General features: G+C 60.6%; 19 protein-coding genes. 12 read left to right on the top strand and 7 right to left on the bottom strand.

The genetic code is table 11. The annotated features are described in order from the left end of the window. The first annotated feature begins 498 nt into the window (after positions 1-498). Complete coding sequence (locus PMI26_RS04330) at positions 499-822, top strand: DUF6124 family protein (protein WP_007979016.1); 324 nt, start codon at positions 499-501, stop codon at positions 820-822. A 185-nt stretch (positions 823-1,007) separates the two neighbouring features. Here PMI26_RS04330 and PMI26_RS04335 read toward each other — a convergent pair whose 3' ends face one another. After that, positions 1,008-1,448 carry an NUDIX hydrolase gene (locus PMI26_RS04335; RefSeq protein WP_007979013.1) on the bottom strand — a complete coding sequence of 147 codons (441 nt, stop codon included), beginning with the start codon at positions 1,446-1,448 and terminating at the stop codon, positions 1,008-1,010. 89 nt (positions 1,449-1,537) lie between these two features. Next, on the bottom strand, positions 1,538-2,911 hold the full coding sequence (gene ppnN, locus PMI26_RS04340; RefSeq protein WP_007979011.1) for a nucleotide 5'-monophosphate nucleosidase PpnN: 1,374 nt from the start codon (positions 2,909-2,911) through the stop codon (positions 1,538-1,540). A 234-nt stretch (positions 2,912-3,145) separates the two neighbouring features. Here ppnN and PMI26_RS04345 point away from each other — a divergent pair, with 234 nt between their 5' ends. After that, the gene (locus PMI26_RS04345) at positions 3,146-3,673 is read left to right on the top strand and encodes a DUF3087 domain-containing protein (RefSeq protein ID WP_177323539.1); all 528 of its coding nucleotides are present in this window, start codon (positions 3,146-3,148) and stop codon (positions 3,671-3,673) included. A gap of 81 nt (positions 3,674-3,754) precedes the next feature. Then, complete coding sequence (locus PMI26_RS04350; protein ID WP_007979006.1) at positions 3,755-5,299, top strand: sensor domain-containing diguanylate cyclase; 1,545 nt, start codon at positions 3,755-3,757, stop codon at positions 5,297-5,299. Between the two features lie 74 nt (positions 5,300-5,373). Here PMI26_RS04350 and PMI26_RS04355 read toward each other — a convergent pair whose 3' ends face one another. From PMI26_RS04355 to PMI26_RS04365, 3 genes are all read right to left on the bottom strand, one after another. Further along, positions 5,374-5,748: a DUF2784 domain-containing protein gene (locus PMI26_RS04355; protein ID WP_007979004.1), complete on the bottom strand. Its 375-nt coding sequence runs from the start codon at positions 5,746-5,748 to the stop codon at positions 5,374-5,376. Between the two features lie 60 nt (positions 5,749-5,808). Beyond that, positions 5,809-6,684, bottom strand: coding sequence for a 4-hydroxy-tetrahydrodipicolinate synthase (gene dapA, locus PMI26_RS04360; protein ID WP_007979002.1), 876 nt, complete (start codon positions 6,682-6,684; stop codon positions 5,809-5,811). A gap of 286 nt (positions 6,685-6,970) precedes the next feature. After that, positions 6,971-7,906 (bottom strand): sensor domain-containing diguanylate cyclase, encoded by a 936-nt coding sequence (locus tag PMI26_RS04365; protein ID WP_007979000.1) that lies wholly within the window; start codon positions 7,904-7,906, stop codon positions 6,971-6,973. A gap of 169 nt (positions 7,907-8,075) precedes the next feature. Between PMI26_RS04365 and PMI26_RS04370 the strand changes: the two genes are divergently transcribed. The 3 genes from PMI26_RS04370 (at position 8,076) to PMI26_RS31680 (ending at position 9,294) form a co-directional block, all read left to right on the top strand. Continuing rightward, positions 8,076-8,774: an AzlC family ABC transporter permease gene (locus tag PMI26_RS04370; protein WP_007978998.1), complete on the top strand. Its 699-nt coding sequence runs from the start codon at positions 8,076-8,078 to the stop codon at positions 8,772-8,774. Beyond that, positions 8,774-9,085 (top strand): AzlD domain-containing protein, encoded by a 312-nt coding sequence (locus tag PMI26_RS04375; protein WP_015095729.1) that lies wholly within the window; start codon positions 8,774-8,776, stop codon positions 9,083-9,085. Before PMI26_RS04370 ends, PMI26_RS04375 begins: the two co-directional genes overlap by 1 nt. 62 nt (positions 9,086-9,147) lie before the next feature. Then, positions 9,148-9,294, top strand: a complete 147-nt coding sequence (locus PMI26_RS31680) for a hypothetical protein (RefSeq protein ID WP_007978995.1) — start codon at positions 9,148-9,150, stop codon at positions 9,292-9,294. A 108-nt stretch (positions 9,295-9,402) separates the two neighbouring features. Here the strand turns inward: PMI26_RS31680 and PMI26_RS04380 are convergent, their stop codons facing one another. Further along, positions 9,403-10,083 (bottom strand): SOS response-associated peptidase family protein, encoded by a 681-nt coding sequence (locus PMI26_RS04380; RefSeq protein WP_007978993.1) that lies wholly within the window; start codon positions 10,081-10,083, stop codon positions 9,403-9,405. Between the two features lie 172 nt (positions 10,084-10,255). Here PMI26_RS04380 and PMI26_RS04385 point away from each other — a divergent pair, with 172 nt between their 5' ends. Both PMI26_RS04385 and PMI26_RS04390 read left to right on the top strand, forming a co-directional pair. Then, positions 10,256-11,155 (top strand): polysaccharide deacetylase family protein, encoded by a 900-nt coding sequence (locus PMI26_RS04385; RefSeq protein ID WP_007978991.1) that lies wholly within the window; start codon positions 10,256-10,258, stop codon positions 11,153-11,155. A 119-nt stretch (positions 11,156-11,274) separates the two neighbouring features. After that, complete coding sequence (locus PMI26_RS04390; protein ID WP_007978990.1) at positions 11,275-11,514, top strand: DUF1652 domain-containing protein; 240 nt, start codon at positions 11,275-11,277, stop codon at positions 11,512-11,514. 183 nt (positions 11,515-11,697) lie between these two features. On the opposite strand, the gene PMI26_RS04395 is transcribed toward PMI26_RS04390, so the two are convergent. Beyond that, positions 11,698-12,585: a LysR family transcriptional regulator gene (locus PMI26_RS04395; protein ID WP_007978988.1), complete on the bottom strand. Its 888-nt coding sequence runs from the start codon at positions 12,583-12,585 to the stop codon at positions 11,698-11,700. Between the two features lie 124 nt (positions 12,586-12,709). Here PMI26_RS04395 and PMI26_RS04400 point away from each other — a divergent pair, with 124 nt between their 5' ends. The 4 genes from PMI26_RS04400 to PMI26_RS04415 all read left to right on the top strand — a co-directional run bounded on the left by PMI26_RS04400 (position 12,710) and on the right by PMI26_RS04415 (position 16,264). Then, the gene (locus PMI26_RS04400; RefSeq protein WP_162130297.1) at positions 12,710-13,849 is read left to right on the top strand and encodes a muconate cycloisomerase family protein; all 1,140 of its coding nucleotides are present in this window, start codon (positions 12,710-12,712) and stop codon (positions 13,847-13,849) included. 10 nt (positions 13,850-13,859) lie between these two features. Next, positions 13,860-14,150 (top strand): muconolactone Delta-isomerase, encoded by a 291-nt coding sequence (gene catC, locus PMI26_RS04405; protein ID WP_007978984.1) that lies wholly within the window; start codon positions 13,860-13,862, stop codon positions 14,148-14,150. A 53-nt stretch (positions 14,151-14,203) separates the two neighbouring features. After that, on the top strand, positions 14,204-15,133 hold the full coding sequence (gene catA / locus PMI26_RS04410; protein WP_007978979.1) for a catechol 1,2-dioxygenase: 930 nt from the start codon (positions 14,204-14,206) through the stop codon (positions 15,131-15,133). Between the two features lie 171 nt (positions 15,134-15,304). Beyond that, positions 15,305-16,264 (top strand): AraC family transcriptional regulator, encoded by a 960-nt coding sequence (locus PMI26_RS04415; protein WP_007978977.1) that lies wholly within the window; start codon positions 15,305-15,307, stop codon positions 16,262-16,264. The last annotated feature ends 117 nt before the right edge of the window (positions 16,265-16,381 follow it).

Below are 16,381 nucleotides of genomic sequence, written 5' to 3'. Positions count from 1 at the left end.
GCCTGCTCGCGAAGACGGTCTTACAGCCAACCAATTTCTTGGGGCTGTACTCGGCACCTGTGGGAGCGGGCTTGCTCGCGAAGACGGCCTTACAGCCAATGAAAATCCTCTGCCTCACACCATCAAAATGGCCAGAAATTGTAAATGTCAGAGAGGGCTGTAGGACCAGGAGTGAGGCTACACCGCCTTGCGTCGTTGCCTACAACTACGCCAGAATCCGCCGGCTTGTGGGCCTTGACCCCCGACTCTATCGTTACCCGATCGTTGCAAATTCAGCGATCGGGTTTCGCAGCCCAGGTTAATCAAGGCGCTCAGCGCCACCATTGCCTTGCAGTTGGCGCTTTTGTTCGCCCACTGTTTTGCGTTATGGCGGCTGTGCGCGGGAGACTTTCGGGTCTGCCGGGTTCCTTGATTCCCGGTCTGCGAACCTGCGTATGGCCGCCACCTTCTTCGTTTCGCAGCGAATTGTGGCGGCTCCATCAATCAAGGAGCTTCGTCATGGTCAAACCCACACCCAATCCCCCCGAATCAGAAGCCGATACCACCCAACGTGCATCCGGCCTCCACCTGAAACCCGCCATCCTCAAAAACAACGCACCCCACAACCCCAGCACGATGTTCACCATCGCGCCGAACATCGACACCGAAAGCCTGTTGACCCATGCCTGTGAATCGCTGGCGTCGGCGAGCGTCATGGCCAGTGATTTCGCAACATTCCTGGATGGCCCGCAACGCAGCATGTTGCTGGGGATCCAGCAGGTGATCATGCTGGCGGACCTGGCGGTCAACCGCGCACTGGATAACGTTGCCCCGCTGGACTAAACGCCGAGCTTTTGTGGCGAGGGGGCTTGTCGGATCGCCGCACCGCCCCGTTGGGGGGCGAAGCACCCCCAAAAAAATGGTCCTTACGTTCATCTCCGGGAAACCGGGTAACTGCTTTTAGGGCCGCTGCGCAGCCCAACGGGGGCAAGCCCCCTCGCCACAGGGTTTGTGTACGCCAGAACGCTTCAGGCGCTTTCCAGCATCTTGATCAAGTGCTCCGGCCACACCGTTTCTCGGGTCTCACGCAGTTCGGCTACGGACCACCACTTATGGTCCGCCATTACCCGAACTTCGTGAGCCGTCCACCCTTCACGGGACAGACGTTCACTCTCGGTATGAACCACAAAATACCGTTCAACCGACAGCACCGTTTCACCACTGGGCAACATCATCGGAAAACTGCGCTCTGCAACGCTGGCTCCCACGGCTGCGACAATCAGCCCGGTTTCTTCAAACAGCTCACGAACCGCCGCCGCCTCAAAGGATTCACCCGGCTCAAGCCCGCCACCGGGTGTCGCCCAGTGGCTTTGGCCGTCGAGGGCATCGCCTTTGTGCCTGAAGTGAAACAGCAGAACCTGTTGCGAGGGATTGATCACCAGCAGTCTTGCGGAATTGCGTTGGCGCATTTTTTTCTTTCCATAGAGTGCCGCGAACCGCAGCTTTCACTGCGGCTCGTGACGGTAAAGCTCATGTCGGCGTTGTTACACCGAAAGGGTCAAGCCACCACCCGATAACACGGCACATACGCCGCGCCGCCCGGCAGTTTCATGCGGTGCTGGGCGACGAAGGCTTTGAGCAGCAGGTCCAGCGGTTGCATGATCGCCGCGTCACCATGGATCTGGTAAGGCCCGTGCTCTTCGATCAGGCGGATGCCCTTGTCCTTGACGTTGCCGGCGACGATGCCGGAGAACGCGCGGCGCAGGTTGGCCGCCAGTTCGTGGGAGGGCAGGTCGAGGCTCAGTTTCAGGTTGGCCATGTTTTCGTGGGTCGGGTCGAACGGGCGCTGGAAGCCTTCGTCGATTTTCAGCAGCCAGTTGAAGTGGAACGCATCGTTGCGCTCGCGGCGGAACTGCTTGACCGCCTTGAGGCCCTGGGTCATCTGGCGCGCCACTTCGGCCGGGTCATCGATGATGATCTGGTAGTGCTGCTTGGCGGCGTCGCCCAGGGTGGCGCCGACGAACGCGTCCAGTTGCTCCAGGTACGGTGCGGCATGTTTCGGCCCGGTGAGGACGACCGGGAAGGGAATGCCTGCGTTGTCCGGGTGCATCAGGATGCCCAGCAGGTACAGGAACTCTTCGGCCGTACCGGCGCCGCCCGGGAAGATGATGATGCCGTGGCCGACACGGACGAAGGCTTCCAGGCGTTTTTCGATGTCCGGCAGGATCACCAGTTCGTTGACGATCGGGTTCGGCGCTTCGGCGGCGATGATGCCGGGTTCGGTCAGGCCCAGGTAGCGGCCGCCGTGGATGCGTTGCTTGGCGTGGGCGATGGTCGCGCCTTTCATCGGGCCTTTCATCACGCCGGGGCCACAACCGGTGCAGATGTCCAGGCTGCGCAGACCCAGTTCGTGGCCGACTTTCTTGGTGTATTTGTATTCTTCGGTGTTGATCGAGTGCCCGCCCCAGCACACCACGATCTTCGGCTCGACGCCGGGGCGCAGGGTGCGGGCGTTGCGCAGCAGGTGGAAGACGTAGTCGCTGATGCCCTGGGAGTTGCTCAGGTCGATGCGCTGGCTGTCGAGTTCGTTTTCGGTGTAGACGATGTCACGCAGGGCGCTGAACAGCATTTCCCGGGTGCTGGCGATCATTTCGCCGTCGACGAAGGCGTCGGCCGGGGCGTTCAGCAGTTCCAGGCGTACGCCGCGGTCCTGCTGGTGAATGCGGATCTCGAAATCCTTGTAGGCTTCCAGAATGGTCTTGGCGTTGTCGACATGGGCGCCGGTGTTGAGGATGGCCAGGGCGCACTGGCGGAAGAGGGTGTAGGTGCTGCCGGAACCGGCCTCGCTCAATTGCTGGACTTCCCGTTGCGAGAGCGTTTCCAGGCTGCCTTTTGGACTGACGGAGGCGTTGATAACTTGGCGTTGGGTCATTCAATGATCCTTAAAACGATGTCATTCACACAGCAACTACGAATGGCATCCGAATAATGTGTATTCATGAAAGAAGATGGCACGAACTGCGCGGTCTCGCCATGTCCCCCGCTTGACGATGAAAAGATGAAAAGGAGCCCCAGCATAGCTAAATCCCCCGCAGAGGGGATAATGGCCCGCTGTCTTTTTGCCTCAGACCCCTTTTTACCCTTTCAGCTCAGGAAACCCGACGCAATGTTCGAAATCCAGCCGATGAACGCTGACACCTACCGGCAACAGACGCGGCGCAGCACGGTCATCATTGCCCTGATCTTCCTGGCGCTGGCGATGCTGCTGTCCTCGGCGGCAGTGGCGCTGTTCGGCACGCCCGGGGGCGACAATCTGCGCTTCAACGTCGGTGGCGTGTTCGTTGCCGTGCTGGTGATGGTGGCGCTGATGCGCAAGGTGTTCTGGCGCCAGGCGTGGATGGCGCCGGCGGTCTACAGTTGGCAGCTCAAGCGCAGCCTGATGAGCATCACCAATGTCATGCATCATGTAACGGCGGCCGTGGAACGGGGTGATCCGGTTGCGATGAAGCTGTTGCGTTTCTACCATTTGGGCTTGAACCAGATGCATCAACTCGATGGCAACTCCAGTGACCATGGCCAGTTGATCCGCGAAATGGACCAGCACAAGGAACGGATGCAAGCGCAGGGCATTGAAATCCAACAGACACGGCTCGATCCGGCGTGGCTTGAGGCGGTTAAGCAGGCGCCGCGCTAACATCATGGCGAGCGCGGCTCGGACATAGTGAGCAAAAACGGCGATCAGGAAGGTTCGTCCGTCATCGACACAGGGAGCACCATGGGACATCCATTGATCAACGATCAAATTGAAATGCTTCGGCCAGCCGTGGCAAGGCTCAAGGTCCGCTCGGCGGTGACCTTGCTGGTGGCGGTGTGCCTGTCGATGGTGGCTATCGTGATCTGGGAAGCCTGGAGCTCACGCCAGTACCACCTGCATGACAAGCAAGTGGTGATGTCCAATCTGGCGCAGACCCTGGCTTCGCAAGCGCAGGCAACGATCAAGCAGGCCGATACGCTGCTGTTCACGCTGGTCGATCGCCTGGAACACGACGGCGTGGATCAATCCCGGCTGCCGGCATTGCTCAATGCCCAGCGCAGTGAGTTGAGCCAGCTCCATGGCTTGTTCGTTTTTGACGAAAACGGGAAGTGGCTCGCCAATTCCAATGGCGCCGGCCAAACCGGCGTCAACAATTCCGACCGCGAATACTTCATCTTCCATCGCGACAACCCCAGCCGAGGGCCGCACATCGGGCCGTCGATCAAGAGCCGGTCGAGCGGCGAGTGGATCCTGACGGTTTCGCGTCGGCTCAATCATCCCGACGGCAGTTTTGCCGGCGTGGCGCTGGCGACGATTTACCTCACTCATTTCCTGCAGCTCTACGACAGCATCGACATGGGCAGCAATGGCGTGATCACCCTGATCGCCGACAACGCCAGCATTGTCATTCGCCGGCCCTTCAAGGAATCGGATATCGGCAGCAGCCTTGCCAAGAGCCCGTTGTTCACCCAGTTGTTGCCCAAGAGCGATGCGGGCACGGCCACGATCACGTCGGTCATCGACGGTGTCGAGCGGGTGACGGGGTACCGCCGGGTCGAGGGTTATCCGCTGATCGTGTTTGCCGCGCTGAACAAGGAAGAAGTGCTGGCCAGTTGGCGCAAGGAAACGCTGCTCAGCGCCGGCATCGTCACGCTGTTGCTCAGTGTTCTCGGGGTGCTGGGGTTCCGGCTGATCAAGCTGATGAAGCAGCAGAACCTGGTGCAGGTCGAGTTGCTGGACACCCAGGACAAGCTCCTGGAGGTCAATCGCAACCTCGAAGGCCTGGCGCTCAAGGATGCGCTGACGGGGCTGGCCAACCGGCGTCAGCTCGACGCGTTCATCGATGCCGAAATGGGCCGTGCCCGACGCAGCCAGAGCGAGCTGGCGCTGCTGATGATCGATGTCGATCATTTCAAACCGTTCAATGACCGCTACGGTCACCCGGCCGGTGATGAGTGTTTGCGCAAGGTCGGTGCGATCATCACCGACAACATCAAGCGCCCCGGTGATCTGGCCGCGCGTTATGGTGGCGAGGAGTTTGCGGTGGTGCTGCCCGGCACCGACTACGTGGGGGCATTCCTGGTGGCGGAGAAAATCCGCCGCGCGGTGCTGCAGGCTGAAATTGTCCACAGTGTCAGCCCGGAAGGCGCCGTCACCGTCAGCGTTGGCGTGTGTGCGACCAATGGTGCGTCCCAGGTTCGCTCCGAAGACCTGATCGGTGCGGCGGACAAGGCGCTGTACGTGGCCAAGGCCAGTGGGCGCAATATGAGTGTGATTGCCAACTGAGGCTCAGGCGTCAGGCAAACCGGTCCGTTCCCTGTGCAGGAGCTGCCGCAGGCTGCGATCTTTTGATCCTGGCTTCAGGTTGCCCGCCGCAATCGCCACTGCCTGATCAATCGAAGATAGACCAACACATTGATCACCAACACCACGCTGCCCAAACCCAGCTGAATGCCGGGCGTCAGGCCCGCCGGATAAATCACCGGCCAAATGTAATGCTCGATGAACCCACCGCCATAGCCGGTTTGCCCGGCCCCCTGGCGCATGCGGTTTTCCCAGTCGGTCAGCGGGCAGGGCAGGTGGAAGAACTCCACCGCCATCCCCCACAGCGCAGCGGGCGGGTGCCACCAGATCAGGTGGCGCCATTTGAGCACCAGCAGCCCGCCAAACACGACAAACACAATGAACGACAGGTGAAACAGCATCAGCCCGTCGGCGGCGATTCGGTACAGCATGTCGGTGCCCCTGAAGGCTGATCGAATCGCTCCATGGTACTCGGGCCGGTGGCGGGCGCTCTATCGATTGCCGCGATCCAATGTCCTGAGCACGCCTTTCAAACGTTCGGTCATCGATTCGCTGCTGCGTTGCATCGGTGCGCGCAGTTCGTCTCCGATCAAGCCTTGCAGGGCCAGCGCGGTTTTCACCGGGGCCGGGTTGGGCTCCAGGAACAGGCTGTTGATCAGCGGCAGCAATCGGAAAAACGTGGCGCGACCTTCAGCCAATTGGTTGTCGCGGATCTGCCGGTGCAACTGCACGAACAGGTCCGGATGGACATGCGCCGACGCGGCAATCGCACCTTTGGCGCCCAGGCACAGGGCATTGAAGATCTGGTTGTCTTCGCCGCACAGCACGTCGACATGGCCGCTATCGAGCAAGGCGAGGGTGTTGGAAAAGTTACCGCCGCAATCCTTGACCGCGACGATCCGTTCGTGGGCGACGATGTTGAGCAGGGTCGCCTGTTCGAAAACCACGCCGGTACGGTAGGGGATGTCGTAGAGAATCAGTGGCACGCTGGAGGCATCGGCGACCGTGCGGAAAAACGCTTCGAGGCCGGCCTGAGACGGGCGGATGTAATACGGCGCCGGCACCAGCAGGCCCGCCACCGGGCGCTTGAGGATCTCGCTCTGGAACTGCAACAATTCGGTCAGGTTGTTGCCGGCCAGGCCCATGACCACCCGTTGCGCCGGTACCAGCTCCAGCACGGCATCAAGCACTGCCAGTTGCTCATGTTTGCCCATCGCCGCCGGCTCGCCGGTGGTGCCGCAAACGATGAGGCCGTCGACACCTTTTTCCAGCAGATGGCTGACCAGCCGGCGCAAGCCGACGAAATCGATGGCGCCGTTGTGGAAGGGGGTGACCAGTGGAACCCAGATACCCTGAAACGCTGACATGCTTTTTTCTCCTGATGGTTGACCGATTTCGTCACCGTCAGGGGCATGAAAGGAGAGTAAGCAAGGGGCGTGTGGTCCGTCGCGCTCAATGTCCTGTCAGCTCATCTGACGGGACAGCGCGCCCCGGTCACATGAGCGACTGTTTCTTCGATTTGAGGGCGTGCGCAACGCAACCTTGCGCCTTGGCAATCAAGCCAATGACGGAAGTGTTGAGGTTGAAGGTTGCGGACATACTTGCTTACACCCTGAGTTAGGCGCCCAGTTTTAAAAGCCGGCGCGCCTTTTGTCAATCACGAAAATCAGCGAACTCGGCGCGCATTCGGCCATTGTGCTTGGCTTTGTAGAGCTGATGATCGACCTGCTCGACAAACTCCAGGGCCGTCGCGTGCATCGATGCCAGGGTGGTGCCGACGCCGAGGCTGATACTCAGCAGTTTCGACACGTTAGAGAATTCATGGGGGATCTGCTGCTGGCGAATCAGGTGCAGGCACTTGTGCGCCACCAGTCTGGCGGATTCGGCATCGGTTTCCGGCAACAGCCAGACGAATTCTTCACCGCCGATCCGGGCGATGAAATCCCGTGGCCGGTTCGCCGCCAGGGACAAGGTTTGCGCGACGCGGCGCAGGCATTCGTCACCCTTGATGTGGCCGTAGTGGTCGTTGTACTGCTTGAAGTAGTCGATATCCAGCACCATCACCGACAACGGCAAGCCGGTACGCTGGGCCGTGTTCCACTCGCGTTCCAGCACGGTGTCGAACATGCGGCGGTTGGCGATGCCGGTCAGGCCGTCCTGGAAGGAATACTCTTCCAGTTGTTTTTGCAGGCGGATCAAGTGTTCTTCGGTTTTCTTGCGCTCGCTGATATCGAACATGAACCCCACCAGCGCCTCGACTTCGCCGTCCTTGCGCACCACGTGCACCACATCGCGGATCCACACGTACTCGCCGCTTTCGGTCAGTGCGCGATAGTCGGCCTCGTGATCGATGCCGGCCCGCGATTGCGAGACACAGAAGTCCATCACGTAGTCGCGATCATCCGGGTGCATGCGCTCGACCCAGTCATTGACCGAGGCCCAACTGTGCTGCTTCCAGCCCAGCAGTTCTTCGATCTGTGGCCCGATGTAGCTGAAGGTCATGGTTTTCCAGTCGATGCGCCAGGGAATGGCTTTGGTCGACTCAAGCAGGGTTTTGTAAACGTCGCTGTCGGTTTCGACTGAACTCATGAAGGGCCTGCCTCGATGAAAAATGCAGGGCCATCATGTTGCTAGCACTTTGGCGAATCAAGCGGGCAGCCGATGAATGGCATGCTGGCGTCTCAGTGAGCAAGATTGTTCAAGCCATTGGCCGCCACAGCTGGCAAAGTCTCAGGTCTTTCCCTGTCTGTAGACTGTCATGTCCAACTCAATCATGCCGCGCAGTGCCTTTTTGCGCGGTGCTGCGGCGATCATGCCGCTGTCCCTGGCCACCGCGCCCTGGGGCTTGCTGGCCGGCTCCATGGCCATCGAAGCCAACCTCACGCCCCTGCAAGGCCAGGGCCTGTCGAGCATTGTGTTTGCCGGTGCGGCGCAACTGGTGGCCATCGGCATGCTCAAGGGCGGTGCCGGGATCTTTTCGATCCTGCTCACCACGCTGTTGCTGACCTCCCAGCATTTGCTTTACGGGATGAGCATGCGTTCGGTGATATCGCCATTGCCGGGGCGCTGGCGTGCGGGGCTGGGTTTTTTGCTCACCGATGAGCTGTTCGCCCTGACCAGCCAGCACGACAAGCAGCAATTCAACCGCTGGTACGCCCTGGGCGTGGGCCTGACGTTCTACATCGCCTGGAACCTCTTTACCCTGGCGGGCATTGTGCTCGGCAGCAGCATTCCGGGCCTTGAACACCTGGGCCTGGATTTCTCCATCGCGGCCACCTTCATTGCCCTGATCACCCCGGTGGTCCGCAACGTGCCGACCGTGGTGTGCGTTGCAGTGTCGCTGTTCTGTTCGGTGCTGTTCAGCTACTGGCAATGGGGCTCAGCGCTGGTGCTGTCGGGGCTGGCGGGGATGACCGCCGGGTTCGTCTGCAATAAATTCTACGGTGGACGCACATGATGGTCTGGGCTGTGATTGTCGGAATGGGCGTGTTGGTGTTCCTCAACCGCTACGTTTTTCTCGAGCCGCGCCTGCCGGTGCGCCTGAGCAGCAATGCCCGGCAGTTTCTCGGGTTTGCCGTACCGGGCATGTTGACGGCTATCTGTGGGCCGATTGTGTTCATGCCGGAAAAACAGCTGAACCTGCACTGGGACAACCCTTACCTGATTAGCTCGCTGGTGGCGGTGGGGCTGGTGCTTTACACGCGCAATACGTTGCTCAGCATGCTGTTGAGCATGGGCTTTTTCTTTTTGTTGCGCTGGTGGCTCTGAGCGGAGGGTAACTGATCTAAGCTTAAAGTGGATGACCGATCCCTTCAGGAAGAGAGGTGAGCATGGCCAATGAACCCAAGCGTCCGGACCCGGAAGAAGACGTGGACGAACCCACGGAAGAAGAGATTGAGCAGCAGAAGCGTTCGGTGCCGGACTGGAAGCATCCTGACGACGGTACGGAACTGTCAGAGCCTGACCGCAAGTTCTGATCAACCCAAACAACAAAGCCCGCCATTGTAGGAGCAAGCTCGCTCCTACAATTTCCTTAACTGAGCAGCATTACGCCATTGAAAGGGGCTTTGTCGTTATCGACAGATTCAAGGAACTTCCTTGATCAGCGCAGCGCCCTGGTTCCTGACATTGCCGACGGCCTTGTCCACCTTGTACCACTCAAATACGTTACTGACCTCGCCCTGGGATAGCGCCATTTCCTCGGCGCGTTCCTTGGGCGTGGCCGGGTCCAGCCATTCCCGCGCCAGTTCGGGCGAAAACACCACTGGCCGCCGGTCATGCACGTCAAGCAGGCCGCCTGCGCTGTCCGCCGTGAGGATCACGAAACCGTCGTGCTCCCTGTGCGGAGCTCCGCCGATGGGGTACTGGCCGATGGCCGCGCAGAAAGCCGGCGCCCGGTCCCGTCGCCGGATCAGCCAGGGCTGTTTGTTGCCGTCACCGGCGTCGACCCATTCAAACCAGTTATCGATCGGGCAGATCGCGCGATGCGGCCAGATGGCCCGGAAGTACGGGCCGTGGGCGACTTTCTCGACCCGGGCATTGATCGGCTCCGTGCGATCCGTTGCCCAGTGCGGTCGCCAACCCCAGCGCACGGCGTCAGCGTGCAGCCGCTCGTTCTCCAGGTGCAGCAGGGCAAGTTGTGTGGTGGGCGCGGCGTTATAGTGCGCCAGGGGTTCGTTGCCGACGTGATTGACCAGCGCGTCGGGGATGCTCAGCACCGCCACGAAGTCGTGAATCCCGCGGTATTGCGACAGTCGTCCGCACATGGCCTGACACTCTGGTTGAGCGTTTTTTCAGTTTAGTAGGTGCCGACGAAACAGGCTTGGCAAGCGTCGGAACCAAAGCCTGTGTACCTTATCCAACCTCGGCCCGGCGTCTCGGGCGAAGGATTCCTGCCAACTTGCATTTCAATCGTGATGGTCTGGCCCAAGGCAAAAGATGAAACAGTGGTTCAAGTGTTTAACAGTGTGCATCCTGGCAGTTGGTTTGCTGGGCTGTATCGCCGCCCCCATTGCAATGACGCCGCAAACCGAACAGCGTTTGCAGGCGCAACCGCCCATCCGTTTTCTACTGACGTTCGATGACGGTCCCAGTGCATCGAGCTGGTGGAATCCGACCGTCACGGTGCTTGAGAGCCTGGCGCAAAACCCGCTGCAGCCGGGGATCAAGGCCGTGTTCTTCGTGCAAACCCGCGCGCCGCGCGCCGGTGGCAGCGAATTGGGCCGGGACATCATGCGGCGCGAACACGCTGAAGGTCACATTCTGGGCTTCCACACGGCAACGCCCTGGCACACCAATCATCGCTCGCTGGAGCCGCAAGAACTGGAGCAGGCCCTGACCGATGGCAGCGCCGACATCGCAGCGATCACCGGCGCCCCTCCAACCCTGCTGCGCCCGCCATTCTGGAACTACGACAAGCGCACCTTCGCCGCTTATCAACAGCATGGCTTGCACGTGCTGCTCACGGACTTGAGCGCCAATGACGGCAAGATCTGGGGATTCAACGCCAGCCCCCGGCGTCGGTCGCACATGCTGCGCTCGATGTCTGAAGTGCGCGAACGCATCGCTCGTGGCGAATTGCCGGTGGTCGATGGGGTGATTCCAGTCGTGGTGACGTTTCACGACCTCAACCGCTATACCGCCCGGCATACCCGTGAATACCTGCAGATTCTGCTCGACAGCGCCCGGGAGACCGGCGTGAAAACCGCGGACAAGCCGTTTTACGACGATCAGGCTGCGCTACAGTGGGCGGCCATGGCGCGAACCGTGCGCGATGGCTCGCAGCCGGTCGAGTTGCCGGGGCTCTGGAACTGGATCTGGGGTGGTAATTCCCACTGAGTTGCCGGAAATGCGCGGGGTATAACAAAATTGACGGCAATTTACTGGCGCAGAATCGGCAAAGTGTAACTATGCTGAAACGGATCCAATCGAATTGACTGTCGCCCGAGGGACCGGCCATGCTTCCGATTTCAGTGCTTTGCAACATCGTAGAGTCCGGTTTTGAGCCGCTGTCGTGCGAGTGCACCGAGAGTCTCGGGCTGCTGCGCATCGAAGTCTTCGACCCCGTCACCGGGCGGGTGGAGCTGCTGATCAGCGGTGTCTCGACAGCCGAACTGACCAGCGTGCGCGCCATCTCTGATTTTATCGGCGAGTTGCGTACCGAGATGAAGGCCGGGCGCCGGGCGTTTGCCGGCTGATCGTTGCCGACAGGGCAAACGCTGACCTGTGGCGAGGGGGCTTGCCCCCGTTGGGGTGCGAAGCGCCCCCAAAATGGTCCTTACGTTCATGTCCGGGAAACCGGGTAACGCTTTTAGGGCCGCTACGCAGCCCAACGGGGGCAAGCCCCCTCGCCACAAGTAATGGCTAGCCGCTCTATCCGCTTAGGAGGCCCGCGGCAACAGCTCATCAATCATCCGCAAACAATGGTTCAACCCCGGCGAAACATCGCCCACCCGTCGGCTGAGGATGATCGGCGAGGTCGCGTTGTCTTCCAGCAAGGGTGTGAAACCGATGTCGTCGCGGTGCAGCAACTGCACCGAGGCCGGCACCAGCGTAACCCCGATTCCCGCCCCCACCAGACCGATCGCCGTTTGCAGTTCGTTGGTCCACTGCGCGACGTGGATGCTCACGCCATAGGACTCAAACAGCGCGATCACATGGTCGGCGTAACTCGGGCGTGGATTGCCGGGGTACAGCACAAAGGGTTCCCTGGCCAGTTCCCGCAGGCTGATGGGACCGGCGAGCAATGGATGGCCGGCGGGCAGGGCGGCGACCAGGCGGTCTTCGGTGAGCACGGTCTGGACGATGGCCGGGTCGTCGATGCGGATCCGGCCAAAACCGATGTCGATGCGCCCGGCCTTCAATGCCTGCACCTGTTGCAGGGTGGTCATTTCCGACAGGCCCAATTCCAGCTCCAGCGGTTCGCCACTGCGTAACCGGCGGATCAGTTCCGGCAGCACGCCATACAGGGTCGAAGGCGCAAAGCCGATACCCAGCCAGGTCTTTTCACCCAGGCCGATACGCCGCGTGTTGTCGCAGACTTTGTTCAGTTGTTCGAGCAGGGCGGTGGAGTGCTCATGGAAAAACCGCCCGGCGTCGGTCAACTTCAGCGGGCGGCCGCGCTCCAGCAACATCACCCCCAGTTCGTCCTCCAGTTGCTGGATCTGCCGGCTCAACGGCGGTTGGGCAATGTGCAGGCGCTCGGCGGCGCGGGTGAAGTTGAGGGTTTGAGCCAGCACCTGAAAGTAACGCAGGTGACGCAGTTCCATGGGGCCTCCGGATTTTCAATTGAATACCTTTAAGGTATCAAGCCAGACCAATTCTATATTGGCCGCCCGGAAAAAGCCGTATGAGAATCCGACTCAGAACTTCAAGAACCTGACGGGTATCGAAATGCTTGCAACCGCCATTGAGTCGATCGAGACGATCATCGTCGATCTGCCGACTATCCGCCCGCACAAGCTGGCCATGCACACCATGCAGAACCAGACGCTGGTGATCATCCGCGTGCGTTGCGCCGACGGCATCGAAGGCATCGGCGAATCCACGACCATCGGTGGCCTGGCCTACGGCAACGAAAGCCCGGACAGCATCAAGACCAACATCGACACGCACTTCGCACCCTTGTTGATCGGCCAGGACAGCGGCAATGTCAATGCCGCCATGTTGCGCCTGGAGCGCAGCATCCGTGGCAACACCTTCGCCAAATCCGGTATCGAAACCGCGCTGCTCGACGCCCAGGGCAAACGCCTTGGCCTGCCGGTCAGTGAATTGCTCGGCGGCCGTGTTCGCGACGCACTGCCGGTGGCCTGGACCCTGGCCAGTGGCGATACCGAGAAGGACATCGCCGAAGCGGAAAAAATGCTCGACCTGCGCCGCCACCGCATCTTCAAGCTGAAGATCGGTGCCGGCGAGGTCAATCGCGACCTGGCCCACGTCATCGCCATCAAGAAAGCCCTGGGTGACCGCGCCAGCGTGCGGGTCGACGTCAACCAGGCGTGGGACGAAGCCGTCGCGATACGTGCCTGCCGAATCCTCGGCAGCAACGGCATCGACCTGATCGAACAGCCGATCTCGCGCAACAACCGCGCCGGCATGGCCCGCCTGAATGCCATGAGCCCGGCACCGATCATGGCCGACGAATCCATCGAATGCGTGGAAGATGCGTTCAACCTGGCCCGCGAAGGCGCGGCCTCGGTGTTCGCCCTGAAAATTGCCAAGAACGGCGGCCCGCGCGCCGTGTTGCGCACCGCTTGCATCGCCGAAGCGGCCGGCATCGCCCTGTACGGCGGCACCATGCTCGAAGGCGGCCTGGGCACGATGGCGTCGGCCCATGCCTTCGTCACCCTGAACAAACTGGCGTGGGACACCGAACTGTTCGGCCCGCTGCTGCTGACCGAAGACATTCTCAGCGAACCGCTGGTGTATCGCGATTTTGAACTGCACGTGCCAAAAACACCGGGCCTTGGCCTGAGCCTGGATGAGGAGCGCCTGGCGTTCTTCCGTCGCGACAAGACCACTCATCAAGCCTGAGGAGAGCATTATGCTGTTTCACGTAAAAATGACCGTGAACCTGCCGGTCGACATGAATCCGGAGGCGGCAGCCAGACTCAAGGCTGACGAAAAAGCCCTGGCCCAGCGCCTGCAAGAGCAGGGCAAGTGGCGTCACCTGTGGCGCATCGCCGGGCACTACGCCAACTACAGCGTGTTCGATGTCGACAGCGTTCAGGAACTGCATGACCTGCTGATGCAATTGCCTTTGTTTCCCTACATGGCCATCGAAATCGACGCGATGTGCCGGCATCCTTCTTCCATCCGTGACGATGACCGCTGAGCCCAGCCTGCTCAGCGCTACGCTAATAATTACAAGATGAGGAACCCAAAAAAATGAACGTCAAGATTTCCCACACTGCCGAAGTCCAGAAATTTCTCGAAGAAGCCAGCGGCCTGCTCAACGACGCCGGCAATCCACGGACCAAAGCGCTGGTCTACCGCATCCTGCGTGATTCGGTGAACATCATCGAAGACCTGGCCGTGACCCCGGAAGAGTTCTGGAAAGCCGTCAACTACCTCAACGTGCTGGGCGCGCGCCAGGAAGCCGGGTTGCTGGTGGCCGGTATTGGCCTGGAGCATTACCTCGACCTGTTGATGGACGCCGAAGACGAGCAGGCCGGCAAGACCGGCGGTACCCCGCGCACCATCGAAGGCCCGCTGTACGTAGCCGGTGCGCCGTTGTCCGAGGGCGAGGCGCGTCTGGATGACGGCGTCGATCCGGGCGTGACTTTGTTCATGCAAGGCCGCGTGCTCAATACCGCTGGCGAACCCTTGGCCGGGGCCGTGGTGGACGTCTGGCACGCCAATACCGGCGGCACCTACTCGTACTTCGATGCCTCGCAGTCGGAATTCAACCTGCGTCGCCGCATCGTGACCGATGCCGAAGGCCGCTACCGTTTCCGCAGCATCGTGCCGTCGGGCTATGGCTGCCCGCCGGACGGTCCGACCCAGCAACTGCTCGATCAACTGGGCCGCCATGGCCAGCGCCCGGCGCACGTGCACTTCTTCATTTCCGCGCCGGATCACCGCCACCTGACCACCCAGATCAACCTCGACGGCGATAAATACCTGCACGACGATTTCGCCTACGCCACCCGCGACGAACTGATCGCCAAGATCACCTTCAGCGACGATCAACAGCGCGCGGCGGCCCATGGCGTGAGCGGTCGCTTTGCCGAAATCGACTTCGACTTCACCCTGCAGTCGTCTGCACAACCTGAAGAGCAGCAGCGTCACGAGCGGGTCCGCGCCCTGGAAGACTGATCACCCCCGAACCCGGTAGGAGCGAGCCTGCTCGCGATGGACGTTAACGATGACGCTGGGTGCCTGATGCCCCGCGGCGTCCTCGAGTCCATCGCGAGCAGGCTCGCTCCTACAAGTGTTTCGGTTCTAGAATGAACTGAAGCAACTCATAACAACAACGAGAGTGACCTGATGATGCAAGCGCAACTGTTGAGTCAGCGCAGCCGGGTGTTCGACCATGCCGACCCTTACGCAGTGTCGGGCTACGTCAATCAGCACGTCGGTAACCACTGCATTCTCATGCCCCGTGCCGGCAGCCCGCTGGCCAGCCTTGATCATCGCAAGTTCGCCAGCCTCGACCTGTGCCGCATCAGCTACGGTGCCAGTGTGCGCGTGACGTCCGGTGCGCTGGACAGCATTTATCACCTGCAAGTGCTGCTGCGCGGCAACTGCCTGTGGCGTGGACACGGCCAGGAGCATTACTTCGCCCCCGGCGAACTGCTGCTGATCAACCCCGACGATCCGGTGGACCTGACGTACTCGGCCGATTGCGAAAAATTCATCCTCAAGGTCCCGACCCGCTTGTTTGAATCGGTCTGCGATGAGCAGCGCTGGCGCTATCCGGAGCAGGGCGTGCGGTTTCTGGAAAACCGTTATCAGCTCAATGAACTGGAAGGTTTCGTCAACCTGTTGGCGATGATCTGCCAGGAGGCCGAATCCACCGAGCAGATCCCCAGGGTGCAGGAGCATTACACGCAGATCATTGTCAGCAAGATGCTCAGCCTGATGAAAACCAATGTCTGCCGCCTGGAACCGGGCTCGCAGACGGCCACGTTCGAAGCGATTGCCGATTACATCGCCAATCACCTCAAGCAGGACATCGACAGCGAAGCACTGGCGCGCCAGGCCCACATGAGCTTGCGTTCGTTGTATGGATTGTTCGAACGCAATGCCGGTGACACGCCGAAGAACTACATCCGCCGCAAGCGCCTCGAGTCCATCAAAGCCTGCCTCAGCGACCCGACCTGCAACGTGCGCAACATCACCGAAGTGGCCATGGACTACGGCTTCCTGCACCTGGGACGGTTCTCCGACAGCTACCGCAAGCAGTTCGGCGAATTGCCGTCCGATACCCTCAAGCGTCGGCACTGATGCATTCAACATTGATGTCTCCTGATCCGACGCCATCGCGAGCAAGCTCCCACAGGGATTTCGGTTGAGCGAAAAAATCGCATCCAGCCAATAACACTGTGGGAGATTCTATGGTTG

Origin of the sequence: Pseudomonas sp. GM33 (genome assembly GCF_000282295.1) — a bacterium.
GTDB classification, from domain to species: Bacteria; Pseudomonadota; Gammaproteobacteria; order Pseudomonadales; family Pseudomonadaceae; genus Aquipseudomonas; species Aquipseudomonas laurylsulfatiphila.
The sequence above is the reverse complement of the archived record's forward strand: the minus strand, read 5'-3'. Positions and strand labels throughout refer to the sequence as shown.

Excerpts from the sequence above, each read along its gene's own strand:
- PMI26_RS04385 (WP_007978991.1), top strand. The coding sequence starts at position 10,256 with ATGAAACAGTGGTTCAAGTGTTTAACAGTGTGCATCCTGGCAGTTGGT.
- dapA (WP_007979002.1), bottom strand. The coding sequence starts at position 6,684 with ATGTCAGCGTTTCAGGGTATCTGGGTTCCACTGGTCACCCCCTTCCAC.
- PMI26_RS04355 (WP_007979004.1), bottom strand. The coding sequence starts at position 5,748 with ATGCTGTACCGAATCGCCGCCGACGGGCTGATGCTGTTTCACCTGTCG.
- catC (WP_007978984.1), top strand. The coding sequence starts at position 13,860 with ATGCTGTTTCACGTAAAAATGACCGTGAACCTGCCGGTCGACATGAAT.
- PMI26_RS04415 (WP_007978977.1), top strand. The coding sequence starts at position 15,305 with ATGATGCAAGCGCAACTGTTGAGTCAGCGCAGCCGGGTGTTCGACCAT.
- ppnN (WP_007979011.1), bottom strand. The coding sequence starts at position 2,911 with ATGACCCAACGCCAAGTTATCAACGCCTCCGTCAGTCCAAAAGGCAGC.
- PMI26_RS04350 (WP_007979006.1), top strand. The coding sequence starts at position 3,755 with ATGGGACATCCATTGATCAACGATCAAATTGAAATGCTTCGGCCAGCC.
- PMI26_RS04390 (WP_007978990.1), top strand. The coding sequence starts at position 11,275 with ATGCTTCCGATTTCAGTGCTTTGCAACATCGTAGAGTCCGGTTTTGAG.
- PMI26_RS04370 (WP_007978998.1), top strand. The coding sequence starts at position 8,076 with ATGTCCAACTCAATCATGCCGCGCAGTGCCTTTTTGCGCGGTGCTGCG.
- PMI26_RS04400 (WP_162130297.1), top strand. The coding sequence starts at position 12,710 with ATGCTTGCAACCGCCATTGAGTCGATCGAGACGATCATCGTCGATCTG.
- PMI26_RS04335 (WP_007979013.1), bottom strand. The coding sequence starts at position 1,448 with ATGCGCCAACGCAATTCCGCAAGACTGCTGGTGATCAATCCCTCGCAA.
- PMI26_RS04380 (WP_007978993.1), bottom strand. The coding sequence starts at position 10,083 with ATGTGCGGACGACTGTCGCAATACCGCGGGATTCACGACTTCGTGGCG.
- PMI26_RS04345 (WP_177323539.1), top strand. The coding sequence starts at position 3,146 with ATGTTCGAAATCCAGCCGATGAACGCTGACACCTACCGGCAACAGACG.
- PMI26_RS04365 (WP_007979000.1), bottom strand. The coding sequence starts at position 7,906 with ATGAGTTCAGTCGAAACCGACAGCGACGTTTACAAAACCCTGCTTGAG.
- PMI26_RS04375 (WP_015095729.1), top strand. The coding sequence starts at position 8,774 with ATGGTCTGGGCTGTGATTGTCGGAATGGGCGTGTTGGTGTTCCTCAAC.
- PMI26_RS31680 (WP_007978995.1), top strand. The coding sequence starts at position 9,148 with ATGGCCAATGAACCCAAGCGTCCGGACCCGGAAGAAGACGTGGACGAA.
- catA (WP_007978979.1), top strand. The coding sequence starts at position 14,204 with ATGAACGTCAAGATTTCCCACACTGCCGAAGTCCAGAAATTTCTCGAA.
- PMI26_RS04330 (WP_007979016.1), top strand. The coding sequence starts at position 499 with ATGGTCAAACCCACACCCAATCCCCCCGAATCAGAAGCCGATACCACC.
- PMI26_RS04395 (WP_007978988.1), bottom strand. The coding sequence starts at position 12,585 with ATGGAACTGCGTCACCTGCGTTACTTTCAGGTGCTGGCTCAAACCCTC.